The organism is Polaromonas sp. (assembly GCF_049790275.1).
In the GTDB taxonomy this organism is placed as follows: Bacteria; Pseudomonadota; Gammaproteobacteria; order Burkholderiales; family Burkholderiaceae_C; genus Polaromonas.
The window spans coordinates 1-15552 of the sequence record NZ_JBAQYR010000149.1; the positions used below are offsets into that span (position 1 = coordinate 1).

A 15552-nucleotide genomic window follows, 5' to 3' on the forward strand; every position below is an offset into this window, starting at 1 on the left:
AGTTCTTCCATGGAGGCGGCGGTCTCTTCCAGGGAGCTGGCCTGCTGCTCGGTGCGGGAGGACAGGTCGTGGTTGCCGGCAGCAATCTGGCTGGAGGCGGTGGCGATGGTGTCTGTGCCCTGGCGGACGTTGCCGACGATCTGCACCAGCCCCTGTCGCATGGCCTCCGTCGCGCGGGTGATGACCCCTATCTCATCGCGGCGTGCCGAGTCCAGCGACTGGGACAAATCTCCCTGCCCGATCGCCTGCACGTGCTGGCTCAACAGCCCCAAGGGCTGGACGGTGCGGCGGATAAATACCATCGCGGCGAGTCCGATCACCACGGCCGCCACAAGGATGAACCCACTGAGCCAGGCGATCTGCCGGTACAAGGCCAACAGGGCTTCCGACTCCGGTACTTCCGCGACAACCAGCCAGCCGGTCTCCTGGCTCCTGGCAACACTTGCAAATCGGTCCGTGCCGCTGTCCGGAGCCAGCACAGCCGGCGCATGGGCAATCCGCAGGGAGCCGGCACCCACCAGGGCCGCAAGCCACGCCTCCGCGCGCCCGGGCAACACGTCTGCCAGCTTTTTTCCCGCCGCTGCAGGATGAAACACCAGCATCGCATTGGCCGTGCCACCGCGGGGATCGATAACATAAAGACCGCCGGTTTCGAAAATCCTGCTCTTGCCCACGGCCTCGCGCAGGAAAGTCTCCTGCCTCGAAATGTCCAGGCCGATGTAGAGCACGCCGACCACACGTCCTGCTTCGTCGCGGACCGGCTCATAAACTGTCATGAAGGGCCGGCCGAACAGCCTGGTTCGCCCAACAAACTTGCGTCCTGCGCGCAATTCTGCATAGGCGGGACTTTTCCGGTCCAGCAGGGTTCCCACGGCACGTTCGCCATTTTCCTTCTTGACCGACGTGGTGATCCGCTGGAAATCTTCGCCTCGAACCACGAATACCGTCGCATTGCCTCCAGCGAAGTCACGGGCAAAGCTGTCGACCTCCGTGGGGCTGTCATTGAGCGGACCGCCGTAATTCGTCAGCTTCCCGGAAGCTTCATCGACCAGGGCCAGCGTCGGACCAAACTGCTTGCGAAAACCACCAAATGCGTTTTCAGCCGTCAGCCGCATCGTCTGATCGAACACATCAATCGACTGGGCAATGGCGGCTGCTTTGGCTTCGGCATACTGAGCCGCACTGGCTTGCTGGTGTGGATAGGCGAGCGCGAAAAAAATGCCGAGAACACTCAGGGTCCCGATCAAGAGGGCTGCAGTACCGGCGATGGCCAGGGTATGCGTCAGCGACCTGAAAGACCGGGGGGCTGCACGCTGCACCGGGGCCGCGGCAGAAACGCCGGAGCGCATCACGGCCGCAGCCAGGGGATGGGCTTGGCTGATGGTTGCGTACATGAGCGTTCCTTTAAACAGTTGTTGCAACAGCCGGCGTGCCCGTTCCCGTCAGCGACCGCTTCATGCGCGGGGCTCCGTGGAAACTGGCGTGCGAAAAAGTCGTCATGAATTGGTCAGCCTCAAAACCCTTCCCACTCACCAGCCGTACTTTCCGATGGCAGAGGCGCGACGATTCGATTTCCGGGACTGAACTCACGAAGCCAGTTTTTCGATCAACCCCATTTCGGCCGAGGACATGAGCTTGTCGATATCGACCAGGATCAGCATGCGTTCATCCAGCGTGCCCAGCCCGATCAGGTAGTCGGTGTCGAGCACTGAGCCCATCTCGGGTGCAGGCCTGACCTGCTCGGGGCTCAGGGTGATCACATCGGAAACGCTATCGACCACCATGCCCATGACACGGCTGGCGATGTTGAGGATGATCACGACCGTGAACTGGTCATAGGTGGGCGTGCCGAGATTGAACTTGATGCGCATGTCGATGATGGGCACGATGATGCCCCGCAGGTTGACCACGCCCTTGATATGCTCGGGCGCGTTGGCAATCCGTGTCACGGTGTCGTAGCCGCGCAGTTCCTGAACTTTCTGGATATCGATCCCATATTCTTCTTCGCCGAGGGTGAACGCGAGAAATTCCAGCGCCTTCACTGCAGGCGCGCCATGGGGCGCAGCGGAGGAAACCGTTGAATGGGAATGGCTTGTGGTTGCGTGCATGAACACTCCTTTAGTCAGGTGAGTGGCGTGCCTGGTACGTGGCTCGCCGGGAAATAATGGCAAATACAGGTGCCCTGCACCTATTAACGGCCAGATGCAGTAAAACTTTAGGGTGCATCGGGTTTACAGAGGCAGTCATGCGTATGAGTTCCGTCCCGATGGTGTGAATCCATGCGTTCATGCAGTGCTCACGACATCTGCTGCATGATGCGAACCAGTTTTCCGCCGTAAGCCGGGTCGGTTGCATACCCGGCGCGCTGCAGGCCGTGCGCAGCCTCGGCCGGGTTGTCGGTGGCCAACACGTTGGCATAACGCGGGTTGGTAGTCAGGAACCGGGCGTAGTCCGTGAAGGCCTCTTCATAGGAGCCATAGGCCCGAAAACTGGCCCTGGTTTTCTGCGCAGCGCCGTTCACGTATTCAGTGGTGGTGCTTTCAGCCACGGGGCCCTTCCAGCTCCTGTCGGCCTTGATGCCGAACACATTGAAGCTGGAACTGCCGTCCTCCTTCCGTATCTCGCGCCGGCCCCAGCCGGACTCCAGCGCTGCCTGCGCCATGATCAGTTGCGCCGGAACTCCGCTGGCCTGGCTGGCGCGCTCTGCGGCAGGCAACATGCGCGAGACGAACTGCTCCACATGGGCCTGAGGCAAAACACTCCTGCTCAGCGACGCCTGGGCGGTGGCCGTCTCGTACACGGTCAGGTCCGGTTTCTGGCTGAAGGAGGCGGATGCAGGCTTCCCGGCCTCGAACACGGATGCCGCTTTCGGGGCCACGGCAGCGGGCGCACCAAGCAACTTGTCGGCCGGCACGGCGACGGCTGTTGTGCTGGCCCCCTCCCCTCCGGCTGTGCGGTTGAGCTGCGCAAACATGGCCTCGGCCAGGCCCAGTCCGCGGCCAGACAAGTTTTGTGCCAGTTGCTGATCCAGCATCGAGGTGTACATTTTTTCCTGCTGGCTGCCGAACATGCCTTCTGCCGGTGTCGCATCACGCATGCTCTTGAGCACCATCTGCATGAACATCACCTCGAACTGCTTGGACGCCTGCTTCATGCCCTCCTGCGGAGAAGAGCGCACGGTACGCCGCAGGGCGTCAACGCCCTGCACATCCAGCGACAGGCGCTGGTCGAGGACGCCGGCAGAGGGTGTCAGGCTTGCGGAGGCGGGAAAACCTGGGCTGCTCATGGACTTAAATAATCTCGAGTTCGGCGCGCAGGGCGCCGACCGCTTTCATGGCCTGCAGGATCGACAGCAAATCCTGCGGATTGGCGCCCAGGGTATTGAGGCCCTTGATCACATCGGCCAGCGAAGCGCCGCCGCGCACCACCTGCAACGCACCGCCGCCCTGGTTGAGTTCGATCTGTGAACGTTGCGCCACAACAGTGCTGCCGCCGGCCAGCGGATTGGGCTGGCTGATAACGGGCTCGGTATTGATCACCACAGTCAGGTTGCCATGCGCCACCGCGCAATCCTGGATCCTGACGGCCTGGTTCATCACGACCGAGCCGGTGCGTGCGTTGATGACCACCTTGGCTATGCCTTGCGAAGGTGCAATATCGATACTCTCGAGGCGAGCCAGGAAACCTACCCGCTCTTCCGGCCTGGCCGGTGCATTGACCTGGATCACGCGGGCATCGAGGGCATTGGCCGTGCCTGGCCCCAGATTGCGGTTGATCGCATCCACGGCCCTTTGCGCGGTACCGAAATCCGTGGTGTTGAGCTCCAGCATGAAGGTACCGTCCCCTCCCAAGGGAGAATCCACCGCGCGCTCCACAATCGCGCCTGCGGGAATTCGCCCGGAACTGAGCTGGTTCACCTTGACCTGGCTGCCACCGCCCGACGCGCCGGCGCCGCCGATGACCATGTTCCCCTGGGCCAGCGCGTAAACCTGGCCATCCGCTCCTTTCAGGGGGGTCATGAGCAGGGTGCCGCCGCGCAGGCTCTTGGCATTGCCCATGGACGACACGGTGATATCGATGGTCTGCCCGGGCCGCACGAAGGCAGGCAGGGAAGCCGTGACCATCACCGCTGCCACGTTTTTCAGCTGCATGTTGGTGCCGGGCGGAATGGTGATGCCAAGCTGCCCCAGCATGTTGTTCAGGCTCTGGGTGGTGAACGGCGTCTGCATGGTCTGGTCACCACTGCCGTCCAGCCCCACCATCAGCCCATACCCTATCAGCGGGTTGTCGCGCACGCCCTGGATGCTGGCCAGGTCCTTCAGCCGCTCCGCCTGAGACGGCAAGGCCAGCAGGGAAGCCAGAAGCAGGCACAGCTTGAGGCCGGAAGAAATAACCGGTCGCATGGTCCGGCCGCCAGGAAGGGAGGGAAAGGAGAGTGTTTGCATGGTCAGAATGGCAGCACGTTGAGGAAAATACGCTGGAGCCAGCCCATGGTCTGGGCCTCATCGATGTAGCCCTTGGCGCTGTATTCGATCCGGGCGTCTGCCACCTGTGTGGAAGGCACGGTGTTGTTGGCGCTGACCGTGCGCGGATTCACCACACCCGAAAAGCGGATGAACTCCGTGCCCTGGTTGATCAGCATCTGCTTTTCCCCGCTGACGATGAGGTTGCCGTTGGGAAGCACTTCAACGACAGTAACAGTGATCACGCCGTTGAAGGTGTTCGCGGCATTGGCACCGCCCTTGGCGCTCATGATGTTTTTTCCGCCGGCATCGGCATTCTGCGTGCTGGAAATCAGGCCGCTGAAAATCTTGGGGATCAGGCCGAGTTCCACGCTCGCGCTTCCGTTACGGCTGGCATTGGCTGCCGAATTCTTGCTGGCGTTCACGTTCTCGCTGACCAGGATGGTCAGGATGTCTCCCACGTAACGTGGCCGCCGGTCTTCGAACAGGGCCTGCGCGCCGAAACCTGTGCGGTAGATCGCTCCGTTCACGGGTGCCGCCGGTCGCACCTGGGCATCCGCGCGCGACGTCATGGGCTGGTGCACCAGCGGTTCGCGCGGGATCTGCGCGCAGCCGCCCAGCACCAGGCCGGCCCCAAGAAGCAGCCAGCCGGCAAGACAGCGACCCAGGGGATAACCCATCACAGCTGTGCCAGGCGCGCAAGCATCTGGTCGGAGGTCTGGACAGCCTTGCTGTTGATTTCATACGCGCGCTGGGTCTGAATCATGTTGACCAGCTCCTCGACGACATTGACGTTCGACGACTCGACATAACCCTGGTTGAGAATGCCGGCGCCGTTCTGGCCGGGCGCGGTCTCGTTGGCGCCGCCAGATGCATCGGTTTCCACATAGAGGTTCTCGCCATTGCTTTGCAGGCCGGCTGGATTGAGAAAGGTTGCCAGCTGGATCTGGCCGACCTGCACGCTGGCCGTGCTGCCGGCCTGGGTCACCGACACCGTGCCATCGCGGCCTATGGTCATGCTGGTGGTGTTCTGCGGCAGTGTGATGGCCGGTTGCAACGGAAACCCGCTGGCGGTCACCAACTGCCCGCTCTGGTCAGACTGGAAGGAACCGTCACGGGTGTATGCCGTCGTACCGTCCGGCATCAGGACCTGAAAGAAGCCACCGCCATTGATGGCCACATCTTTCGGGTTCTCTGTTTTTGTCGGATTGCCTTGTGTGTGAATACGCTCGGTGGCCACCACCCGCACGCCGGTCCCCAATTGCAGCCCGGAGGGCATGCGGGTCTGGTCGGAAGTCTGGCCGCCGCTCTGGCGAAGGTTCTGGTACATCAGGTCCTCGAACACGGCCCGGCTGCGCTTGAAGCCTGTGGTACCTACGTTGGCCAGGTTGTTGGAGACCACATCGAGCTGCATTTGCTGGGCGTCGAGACCTGTCTTGGCAATGGCAAGGGAACGAATCATGAAAAAAACTCCTGGAAAATGGCCGAGGCCGTGTTCATGTCAAAACAGGATGCAGCTGACCGGAAATCAGCCGTGGGCCAGCAGCTTGTTGGCTTGCTGGTCGTTGCTTTCAGCTGTCTGCAGGGTCTTCATCTGCATCTCGAAGCGGCGTGCATTGGCAATCATGTCCACCATGGCCTCCACGGCGTTGACGTTGCTTCCCTCAAGCGTTCCGGAGAGCAGCCGCACGCCGGGGTCGGCCGGTGGAGCGGCCACACCGGCCTGCATCCGGAACAGGCCATCGTCGCCGCGTACCAGCTCGCTGACAGCCGGGTTGACCAGCTTCAGGCGCCCCACCTCCGAAGCACCGACCGCCGGATCGCCCGCGCCCAGCGCGGTGATCACGCCGTCAGCAGCCACCGTCAATGACGAGCCGGGCGGCACCACCACCGGACCCGCATCGCCCAGCAGGGGCAGGGAGTCCATGGTCAGCAACTGCCCTTCCGCGCCCACCTGGAGATTTCCGACACGGGTGTAGGCTTCTCCGCCATCGGGCGTCTGTACCGTCAGCCAGCCATCCCCGCGCACGGCAACATCCAGCGAACGGCCCGTCTGTACCAGCGGACCGGAGCGCATGTCGGCCCCTTGTGTCGTGGCGACCACCATGGCACGGGTGGCCATTTCATCGCCGACCACAGGAACCGCGCGGTAGTTATTGATCTGCGCACGAAAGCCCGGTGTCGACACGTTGGCCATGTTGTTGGCAACGGCAGCCTGCTGCTCCATGGCCTGCTTGGCGCCACCCATGCCGATGTAGATCATTCGATCCATGATTTTTCCTTGCCTTGCGTGAAGCTGCTATGCGCCGTATCAGCGCATGTTCATCAGGGCCTGGACCACCTGGTCCTGCGTCTTGACGGTCTGGGCATTGGCCTGGTAGGTACGCTGGGCGATGATCAGGTTGACCAGTTCAGCGGTCAGGTCAACGTTGGAAGCCTCCAGCGCACCGCCGATCAATGCGCCCAGTTTGGTACCGGCGCCCGGCGTGCCTGTCAGGGGTTGGCCCGATGCCGCCGTTTCGGCCCAGACGTTGTCACCTTTGGGCTCCAGCCCGTTCGGGTTCACGAATGAAGACAGCACCACCTGCCCCAGCGCCTTGCTTTGCTCGTTGGAATACTTGCCCGTGATGCTGCCGTCCTGGTTGATGGCAAACGAGCTCAGCTGGCCGGCCTTGTAGCCGTCCTGCGTCAGCTTCTTGACATCGCTCGGGGAACCAACCTGGGTCGTGCCTGTCAGGTCGACCGTGAAAGTCATGGAGTTGGACCCGTTGGCGAAATCCAGACCCGCCAGGGACATCTTGCCGCCCACCAGCGTGGTTGGCGCGACGGTGGTCAGAAGGCCGTTGCCGTCGAACCCCAGTTTGCCGCTCGCCAGTGCAACGCTGTTGGCCACCAGCGGTGGGCCGGCAGCTGTCGGCGGTGCAACCATGGCACCGGCTGCCGTCAGGGGGTAACCATCGGCGGTGGCGTAGGTGTCCCAGGCATTGATGCCCGTCTTCACAAAAAAAGTCGACAGCTCATGGGAGTTGCCCAGCGAATCAAACACCGTGACCGTGTTGGAATAGTTGTAGCTTGCCGAGTTGTTGGCATCGAAGGGCGTGGTCGCCGGAATGGTTTCGCGGGCATCGATGATGAACTGGGCCGTGACACTTTGTGTGGCCGCCGGAGGCATGGCGCCCGTGGGCAACTGCAACGCCGTCGGGCTGCCACCGGCAATCGTGCCGTTGGCTGCCACCTGAAAACCTGTCAATCTCAAGCCGCTGGCATTGACAATGAAGCCGTCCTTGTCGACATCGAACTGGCCGTTGCGCGAATAGGCGATTTCGCCGCCGGGACTGGCCAGCCGGAAAAATCCTTCGCCATCCACAATGGCGACATCCAGCGCCCGTGTGCTGGTTTGCACCGAACCCGAGCTGAAATTCTGGAAAACACCGGAAACCTGGGTTCCCAACCCTGCCCGCGAACCCGCATAAACGTCGGAGAACTGCACACTGCCCGACTTGAAGCCCACCGTTCCTGAGTTGGCAATGTTGTTGCCGATGACATCCAGATTGCTGGCTGCCGCATTCAGACCACTCACCCCTTGTGCAAAACCCATGATATTTCCTTCGTTTGTCTTGATTGACGTTAGATAAAAACAGCCGGCACCGAAACCGACTCAGAGAATCAGCCTGATATCACCGAAGCCCGCCTTCTCGCCGGAATCCAGATCCAGCGACACGCCGGAAACACCCTGCGCAACACTGGTCACCTTGGCGTAGGTCAGCGTTCCCGCCGCGGCTTTATCGCCTCCGCTCAGCGCCTCTACCTTGACCTTGTAAACACCGTCTGCAAGCTGCGTCCCGTTGTCGCTTTTGCCGTCCCATGACAGCGTCTTGGTGCCCTGCGGCAAAGCGCCCAGGTCAAAACTGCGAACCGTGTCCCCTGCCGCATTGGTGATCGTGACCTTGACCGAGTCGGCGGCGGCAGGCACCTCGACGGCGAATGGAATGTCGGCACCCTGCGCCAGCGTGAGTTCGGTCCCAGGAACCAGCACCGTGCGGCCGATCAGGGCCGCCGATTGCAGCACCTGGCTGGACCCGCTCTGGGCCAGCAGCGACTGAAATGCGCTGTTGAGCTTTTCGATTCCGCTGACGGTGCTCATCTGCGCCAGCTGCGACGTCAGCTGCGCGTTGTCCAGGGGATTGAGGGGATCCTGGTTGTTCAGTTGCGTAACCAGCAGCTTGAGGAAGCGCTGTTCACTGTCCGCGCTGGAAGCCGTCGGCGATGTCAGCGCGCCCAGCGTGCTGGTAGCGTCGGATGCGGCAGGTGCATTCACAGCCATTTAAAAATCTCCTGGTGAAATAACATGGGTGTGGAACTTACTGGCCAATCGTCAGGGTTTTCAGCATCAGCGACTTGGCCGTGTTGAGCACCTCGACGTTGGCCTGGTAGGAGCGCGAAGCCGAGATCATGTTGACCATCTCCTCAACGACATTGACGTTGGGCATGGCGACATAACCGTCTGCATTGGCCAATGGGTTTTTCGGGTCATGCATCATGCGCATCGGGGAGTTGTCCTCAATGACACGCGCCACCTTGACCCGGCCTGTGGACTGGCCGTCCGCAGAGTCCACCTCGAACACCACCTGGCGGGCTCGGTAGGGCTGGCCATCCGGACCGGAGACGCTGTCCGCGTTTGCCATGTTGCTGGCGGTGGTGTTCATGCGCTGCGACTGCGCCGTCATGGCGGAACCGGCGATGTCGAAGATGCTGAGCGAGGGGCTGGAAAATGGCATGGAAAAGGTCCGCCTGGTGATTACTGGATCGCTGACAGCAGGGATTTGATCTTGGAACTGAGCACCGTCAGGTTCGCCTCGTAACGCATGGCGTTGTCGGCAAAGTTGACCCGCTCGACATCCATCTCGACGGTGTTGCCATCGATGCTGGACTGGTTGGGCGTGCGGTACATCAGCTCTGCTTCCGTTCCGGCTTGCGCCTGGCCGGCGATGTGCCGTGACGAGGTGCCCGCCATGGACAGGGACTGTGCCTGCCTGCCACGATCGACAGCCTGTGTCAACGCGCTACTGAAATCGAAGTCACGCGCCTTGAAATTGGGCGTGTCCGCATGCGCAATGTTGGTTGAGAGAACTTCTTGCCGCCTGGCCCGCAGGTTGAGTGCCTCCTGATGGAAGCGGAGCGATGAATCCAGCTTGTCGATCATTTGTTTCCCCATCGTTTGAAGTGGCGATGCCTGGCTACCCAGACGGCTTTGATGAAAATTATTTTAGGCAGGCCTCCCGCCGGCAATCAGCGGAACAGACGGGATTTCAAGCGCCAATTCAACGTTCCCCTGCTGCAAAAAAGCAGCTTTTGAACGCACCAGGCCCAATCAACAGAACAGCACCGGAATTGCACCGCAATTCCGGTCTTTCCGGCCCGGCCGTGCTGCCTAGAATGTTTCCATGCGCCATGAGACACCCCCCTGCCTGCCGACACACCACACGCTGTTGAGATGGAGGACCACAGCTGCCGCGCCGCTGCTGGTGTTGGCCCTCCTCTCTGCCGTCACTTTGCCGGCACATAGCGCCGGACGACTGCCTGCGCCGCTATCCGGAAGCGCGCGCCCCGTGATCGAAAAATTCCTGTCCAGCCAGACGACAGGGCTTCCCGGGAAGGTGGAGATTTCCATCGACACACCGCTGTCGGGTGAGCTGCCGCCCTGTGAAACACTGGAACCTTTTTTACCGGGCCGAGCCCGGCTGTGGGGCCGTGTGTCGGTCGGCGTGCGCTGCATGTCGGGCTCGCCGTGGACGCGATATGTACCCGCCTACATTGCGGTGAAGGGAAACTACCATGTCGCCGCGCGGGCCATCAGCGCCGGCCAGGTGCTGACACCGGCCGACATCGCGCTGCGCGAGGGCGACCTCACCACCTTGCCGGCCAGTGTGGTGGTCGACCCCTCTCAACTGGCAGGCATGACCGCGTCGAACGGGATCGCTTCCGGCGCGCCGATCCGCCGGGAGTTGTTGCGCGGTGTGCTGCTGGTGCAGCAAGGACAGAACATCAAGGTGATCTCCCGGGGGGCAGGCTTTGTGGTCAGCGCCGAAGGCAAGGCCATGTCGGACGCCGCCCTCGGTTCCCTGGTTCAGGTCAAAATGCAAGGCGGCCAGTTGCTCAGCGGAATCGTCCGGCCAAACGGCGTGGTGGAACGGTCTCTCTGACTTTTTTTGGATTATTTGCCCGGTAACCCTAAAGTTTCAAACCAGGCTGCCGTTAAACGGTGAGATCCCTTGAGGAAAACATCATGAAAATCAATCAAAACGTCACTTTTTTGAAGCCGGCAACCGGCAGTTCGGCACCGGCGGTGTCCAGGAACAGCGTCAATGCCGGTTCAACGGCCCCCGTGAACCCTGCTGCCGCGGGTCAGGCACAGCCGCTTTCGCCGACGCCGCTTTTGCCCTCCATCCAAGGGGATTTCGACGCGGCCCGCGTTGCCGAGATCCGCGAGAGCATCAGTGCCGGCCGTTACCAGGTGAACACCGGCAAAATTGCCGACGGTCTCCTGGCTTCCGTACGGGACCTGCTCAATTCGAAAGCTCCATGAGTACTGCGTTCCTCCACCATCTGGCCCGGGAGCACGCCGCCACCGGGGACTTCCTCGAGCTGCTGGAGATGGAGGCGCAAGCCATGACCGGGGGTGACTTTTCCGCCCTGCCTGCGCTCGCCGAACGCAAGTCGGTGCTGGCCGAGCAGATCATGCAGCTGACGCGCGAGCGCGAGCAGGCGCAAGTCGCCATGGGTTATGCGGCTGATCGTGCCGGCGCTGATGCCTGCGTTGCGGCCGGCGGCGAAGCCCTGCAAACGGCCTGGTCCAGCCTGCGGGAACGCGCTTCGATGGCCCGCGAACACAACCATCGCAATGGCGTGATGATCCACACCCATCTGGATTTCACCCGGCAATCCATCAGTTTCCTGCAGGCCAGGGGCCAGCTGCTGTATGGACCGGACGGCAGCCACCATGCAGGTGCCGCCAGCGGCAACCGGCTCGCCATCGGCTAGAACCGATGCGCGTCGCGCCGGCAGGAAGACGCCGGTGGCCTGAATTTCCCTTTACGCCAAAGAACAGCCAGCCTCAACCGGCCGGTGACGCCTGCGGGCTGGAATGGCCGGACAGGAGAAAGCCCCGAAACTGTCAGGCCGCCACTAACCGCCTTACAGATGTTCTGCGAGCAAGGCACGCAGGCGGCTGATCACCTGGCTATGCAACTGGCATACGCGCGACTGGCTGACCTCCAACACCGCACCGATCTCCCGCAGGTTCAGCTCCTGCTCGTAATAAAGACTGAGCAATAAACGCTCGCGCTCGGGAATCGCTTCGATCGCCTCGACCAGCCGGTGCCGCAGTCCACTTTCAAGCAGTTGGTCCAGGGGGCCATTGCTGTCGCCCCGTGCCCCGCTTTCACCGCGTGCCTGCTGGTCCAGAAAGCTGTTTTCCTGTTCGTTCCGGTCGAAGTCCTCGTAATACACCAGCTGGCAGCCATGAATTTCCTGCAGCAGTTGCTGGTAGGCCTCTAGCGGCAACTGCAGCTCCTGGGCGATTTCCCCTTCATTCGGTGCCCGCCCCAGCTTCTGCTCCTGGGCATGCACAGCCTTCGCCACGCTGCGAGAGGACTGCCGCAGGCCGCGCGATACCCAGTCGTTGGCGCGAAGCTCATCGAGCATGGCGCCGCGAATGCGCTGGCTGGCGTAGGTTTCGAACTTCGCGCCCTGGTCGTCCTGGTAGCGTGTGCCGGCATCGAGCAAACCCATCATGCCCGCCTGGATCAGGTCGTCGAGGTCGACATTGGCCGGCAGCTTGGCAATCAGTTGCAAGGCCAGGCGCCGCACCAGCGGTGCATATTCCTTGAGCAAGTCGGTGGGTTCCGACCCGGCCATCTTTCCCTGGGATGTGTACATGGAAGACTACTCCTGCTTTCTTGGGGATCGGCTCATTGAATTGGCATCAGTTCAGCGCGTGCATGCAGGGTGCAAACGCCACCTGCCGGCCGGTCGGGGCTTCAGCTGCCGGCAAACGTCCACGTTCCAGCGTCCTGGGCTGCGGCCACTGGAGCAGACCGGAGGCGACCTGCCGGTAGTCCTGGGCCGCTGGGCTGCTCCCGAATGCATCAACGACAGTGGCGTTGAGCCGCTGCGCCCTGGCCAGATGCGGATCAGCCCTCACCCAGCCGGCGGGCTCCAGCGCAAGCGACAGGTAGCGCCAGCCGGCCTCGGCAAGATTGGCCAGGATGCGCTGCGCTTCGGCGGCATCGGCCGCCCCCTCCACCAGCACCCGCAAACGCTGCAGGGCATGGGCGTGATGAAGTCCCTTGATGCAGGCATATGACGCCTTGATGGAGGCCGCGCGGGCCTGCAGCACTACCAGGATGTGATCGGACCGGGCTGCCCATGGCGACAAGGCGCCGTGCGGGTCGAGCTCGGCATGGACCAGCAGCAAGCGCCCGTCGCCCTGAATGCCGGCTGGCTGCACAGCGTCGCGCTCATCGATCAGCAGCACATCCTTGCCTTCCTGTACCAGCGCGGCCGCGAGGTTGCGCGTGAAACCCGCCACGCCCAGGCCTTCACAGCCAACCACGGCCACCCGTTTTCCGGGCGTTGCGGCCATCAGGCGTCGCAAACCATCAGCCTGGTCGGTCACCGCTTTTCTCACGCCCACCCCTCAACCCTGCGCCGCGGCCGCATGCGGCCGGCACGACGCTGCCGCTGCATCGGTTTCGAGCGCATCCAGCAGCACAAGGAATTTACCCAGGCCTTCCAGCAGAACAGGACCGGACACCGAACGGCCCGCACGGCCTGCATGCCCTGCCAGCTGCGCCAATACCTGCCGTGCCGTCTCGGCCCAGGGTTGTGGCGCCCGCTGCAGGCGAAGCACGGTGGTGCAAACCTGGCCGCCGACCAGCAGGCGTTTCTGCCCGGCCGCCTCGCCGGCAGCGCCCGCCTCCGCGAGCTGCGCCAGGGTCTGGCCAAACAGTTTGAAGTGAGGCTCTGCGGCCAGCCGCCAGCCCGGCCACTGCGCCATCTGCAGGGCCGTTGCCCGGACGCCGGCGCTGGCGAGCAGGTAGCTGTGTGCCAGCGGTTTCCCGCTTTCCGCGTCCACCACGCGCCTGATCACGCAGCGCAGAGGCGCGGCGTTGTCCGGCCCGCCGGCCGCGCCGTCCCCGGTACCCACGCGCAGCCTGACCATCACGTCCGCAACCGACTGCAGTGCAGCTTTCCCCCGAAACAGAAATGGTTGCGCCGTGCTGAAAGGCACCACGGCCGCCAGCTTGGCCAGCGTTCCCGCCGTCCCGCTGCCGGCAGCTGTCACGCGCAGGGTGGCCGTCGTGCAGGCCGCCCAGTGCAGGCCTGCGTTTTGCCATTCGGCGATCAGGCCCGGCTCCGGTGTGCATGCCAGCAGATGGACGATGGGTTTTGCAAAACGATTCTGCGCAAGCGAGCCTGCCAGTGCGGGATAGGCCGGCACCTCGTGCACGGCGGCAAAAGGCAGCCCCGTCCGGTCCGACAGCAGTACTGCGCTGCGGTGCACAGCAGACTCCGTGTTTTTCTTCCCGGGAAGCCGGGTCTCCCCGGCCAGCAGCAGCACGTAGCGCCCGCACGCAGCAGCGGCATCCGTGCCAGCCTGCAACTGCAGGTCCCGGGCTATCTCCGCCTGGCCGGCATGCTCATCGGAAAGCCTGCGCCAGAAGGCGCGGGTTTCATCGAAGCCGATCCGTCCGGCAGACAGCGCAGCCGCATTGGAGGTCAGCTCCCGGGCGTTGTGGGTGAGCGCGCGTATCAGTTGCTGGCACTGCGAACGCAGGCGCTCGCTGACGGCCTCCGCAGCAAGCAGTTCCTGGTCGTTGCGCAGCGCCACCGGCCGCTCATCCAGATGGGCTTCGCCCGGCACAAACAGCGCACTGGCGCTTTTGGCCTGAAACACGCTGTCCACCAGCAGTCTGCGGTCGCACAGCGCCAGGTGCTCCGGCACTTTCTGGCCGCTGGAGATGTAGTGCACGGGCAACTGGTGCCGGATAGCCATGTCCAGCAGCACGCCGGGGTGCGTGGCTTCATCCACCTTGGTGAAAATGCAGCCCACCAGGTCCCCGGCCCCCGCAGCGCCCTCCCCGTGGCGATAGGCCTGCACAACTTCATTGAGCGTGTCCCCATGGCTGGAAGCATTGAGCAGCAGCAGCCGTTTGACCGGCCGGCTGGCACTGCACAGCATGGCAATCTGGTCTGAGACAGCGCGGTCGCGCTGGCTCATGCCGACCGTGTCAATCAGCACCATGTGTTTGTCGCGCAGGTCAGCCAGCACCAGCTCCAGGTCAACGGCATCCTTCACGGCATGCACCGAGACACCCAGGATCTGGCCATAGATGCGAAGCTGTTCATAGGCGCCGATCCGGTAGCTGTCGGTGGTGACCAGCGCCAGTTTTTCCGGGCCGAAACGCATGACGCATCGCGCAGCCAGTTTGGCGGTGGTGGTGGTCTTGCCGACACCGGTCGGGCCCATCAGCGCATAGACACCGCCCTCGTCCATCAGGGCGTCTTCGTTTTCCAGCAGGGGCAACTGGCCCTCGAGCGCAGACTTGACATAGGCCAGCCCGTTGGCGTAACTCTGGCCGGTAGGCAGGTTGGCCAGCAAGTCCTTGGCCAGGCGTGCGCTGAAGCCCGCGCCCAGCAGGGTGCGCAGCAGGTGGCCCCGCACCGGATCACGCCTTTGCGCCTCGTTCCACGCCATGCCGGCCAGTTGCTCCTCGATCATGCCGCGCATCGAATGGATTTCCCGCAGGACGGCATCACCGTCACTGGGGACCACAGGCAGGGACGGCACCCTGGCGGCCGGCAGGCTTTCTACCGGCGCCGGGAGGGCAACGCCCGTCTGCGCCGCTGCAACCGTCATGGCAGTGATGGCCCGCTCCAGCGCAGCCACGATCTCCACGCCTTCGGCCGTGACCCTGTTCGACAGGACGATGGCTTCGGGTCCCAGTTTTTCCCGCACGAGGCGGAGCGCTTCGCGGCTAGAGGGGGCCACCACCCTGCAGCTGTCTGTATTGGTTTCCATACGGGT

At 63.0% G+C, this 15552-nt stretch carries 17 protein-coding genes; 3 read left to right on the forward strand and 14 right to left on the reverse strand.

The genetic code is table 11. The features are described 5' to 3' along the window. From WA904_RS20175 to flgB, 11 genes are all read right to left on the reverse strand, one after another. The coding region (locus tag WA904_RS20175) for a Cache 3/Cache 2 fusion domain-containing protein (RefSeq protein ID WP_425198917.1) at nucleotides 1-1394 on the reverse strand (1394 nt) is incomplete at its 3' end. Between the two features lie 192 nt (nucleotides 1395-1586). Next, complete coding sequence (locus WA904_RS20180) at nucleotides 1587-2108, reverse strand: chemotaxis protein CheW (RefSeq protein ID WP_425198918.1); 522 nt, start codon at nucleotides 2106-2108, stop codon at nucleotides 1587-1589. A 188-nt stretch (nucleotides 2109-2296) separates the two neighbouring features. Then, on the reverse strand, nucleotides 2297-3286 hold the full coding sequence (gene flgJ, locus WA904_RS20185) for a flagellar assembly peptidoglycan hydrolase FlgJ (protein ID WP_425198919.1): 990 nt from the start codon (nucleotides 3284-3286) through the stop codon (nucleotides 2297-2299). A 4-nt stretch (nucleotides 3287-3290) separates the two neighbouring features. After that, nucleotides 3291-4403 (reverse strand): flagellar basal body P-ring protein FlgI, encoded by a 1113-nt coding sequence (locus tag WA904_RS20190; RefSeq protein ID WP_425198946.1) that lies wholly within the window; start codon nucleotides 4401-4403, stop codon nucleotides 3291-3293. A 44-nt stretch (nucleotides 4404-4447) separates the two neighbouring features. After that, a complete protein-coding gene (locus WA904_RS20195) occupies nucleotides 4448-5143 on the reverse strand; it encodes a flagellar basal body L-ring protein FlgH (protein ID WP_425198920.1) in 696 nt (231 codons plus the stop codon). After that, on the reverse strand, nucleotides 5143-5925 hold the full coding sequence (gene flgG / locus WA904_RS20200) for a flagellar basal-body rod protein FlgG (RefSeq protein WP_425198921.1): 783 nt from the start codon (nucleotides 5923-5925) through the stop codon (nucleotides 5143-5145). The genes WA904_RS20195 and flgG overlap by 1 nt, the downstream gene beginning before the upstream one ends. Before the next feature lie 66 nt (nucleotides 5926-5991). Beyond that, nucleotides 5992-6735 carry a flagellar basal body rod protein FlgF gene (locus WA904_RS20205; RefSeq protein ID WP_425198922.1) on the reverse strand — a complete coding sequence of 248 codons (744 nt, stop codon included), beginning with the start codon at nucleotides 6733-6735 and terminating at the stop codon, nucleotides 5992-5994. Nucleotides 6736-6774: 39 nt separating this feature from the next. Beyond that, nucleotides 6775-8061, reverse strand: a complete 1287-nt coding sequence (gene flgE / locus WA904_RS20210) for a flagellar hook protein FlgE (RefSeq protein WP_425198923.1) — start codon at nucleotides 8059-8061, stop codon at nucleotides 6775-6777. 60 nt (nucleotides 8062-8121) lie between these two features. After that, nucleotides 8122-8787 (reverse strand): flagellar hook assembly protein FlgD, encoded by a 666-nt coding sequence (locus WA904_RS20215; protein ID WP_425198924.1) that lies wholly within the window; start codon nucleotides 8785-8787, stop codon nucleotides 8122-8124. Between the two features lie 37 nt (nucleotides 8788-8824). Continuing rightward, complete coding sequence (flgC, locus tag WA904_RS20220) at nucleotides 8825-9241, reverse strand: flagellar basal body rod protein FlgC (protein ID WP_425198925.1); 417 nt, start codon at nucleotides 9239-9241, stop codon at nucleotides 8825-8827. Nucleotides 9242-9261: 20 nt separating this feature from the next. Then, on the reverse strand, nucleotides 9262-9666 hold the full coding sequence (gene flgB / locus WA904_RS20225) for a flagellar basal body rod protein FlgB (RefSeq protein ID WP_425198926.1): 405 nt from the start codon (nucleotides 9664-9666) through the stop codon (nucleotides 9262-9264). Between the two features lie 406 nt (nucleotides 9667-10072). Between flgB and flgA the strand changes: the two genes are divergently transcribed. The 3 genes from flgA (at nucleotide 10073) to WA904_RS20240 (ending at nucleotide 11504) form a co-directional block, all read left to right on the forward strand. Continuing rightward, nucleotides 10073-10666: a flagellar basal body P-ring formation chaperone FlgA gene (flgA, locus tag WA904_RS20230; protein ID WP_425198927.1), complete on the forward strand. Its 594-nt coding sequence runs from the start codon at nucleotides 10073-10075 to the stop codon at nucleotides 10664-10666. A gap of 83 nt (nucleotides 10667-10749) precedes the next feature. Continuing rightward, entirely contained in the window at nucleotides 10750-11049 is a 300-nt protein-coding gene (gene flgM, locus WA904_RS20235; protein ID WP_425198928.1) for a flagellar biosynthesis anti-sigma factor FlgM, read from the forward strand. Further along, entirely contained in the window at nucleotides 11046-11504 is a 459-nt protein-coding gene (locus tag WA904_RS20240; protein ID WP_425198929.1) for a flagella synthesis protein FlgN, read from the forward strand. The genes flgM and WA904_RS20240 overlap by 4 nt, the downstream gene beginning before the upstream one ends. A 153-nt stretch (nucleotides 11505-11657) precedes the next feature. On the opposite strand, the gene WA904_RS20245 is transcribed toward WA904_RS20240, so the two are convergent. The 3 genes from WA904_RS20245 to flhF are packed head-to-tail and all read right to left on the reverse strand — an operon-like array spanning nucleotide 11658 to nucleotide 15546. After that, the gene (locus WA904_RS20245; protein WP_425198930.1) at nucleotides 11658-12401 is read right to left on the reverse strand and encodes an RNA polymerase sigma factor FliA; all 744 of its coding nucleotides are present in this window, start codon (nucleotides 12399-12401) and stop codon (nucleotides 11658-11660) included. Nucleotides 12402-12447: 46 nt separating this feature from the next. Further along, nucleotides 12448-13152 (reverse strand): hypothetical protein, encoded by a 705-nt coding sequence (locus WA904_RS20250; protein WP_425198931.1) that lies wholly within the window; start codon nucleotides 13150-13152, stop codon nucleotides 12448-12450. 9 nt (nucleotides 13153-13161) lie between these two features. Beyond that, a complete protein-coding gene (flhF, locus tag WA904_RS20255; protein ID WP_425198932.1) occupies nucleotides 13162-15546 on the reverse strand; it encodes a flagellar biosynthesis protein FlhF in 2385 nt (794 codons plus the stop codon). Nucleotides 15547-15552: the final 6 nt, after the last annotated feature.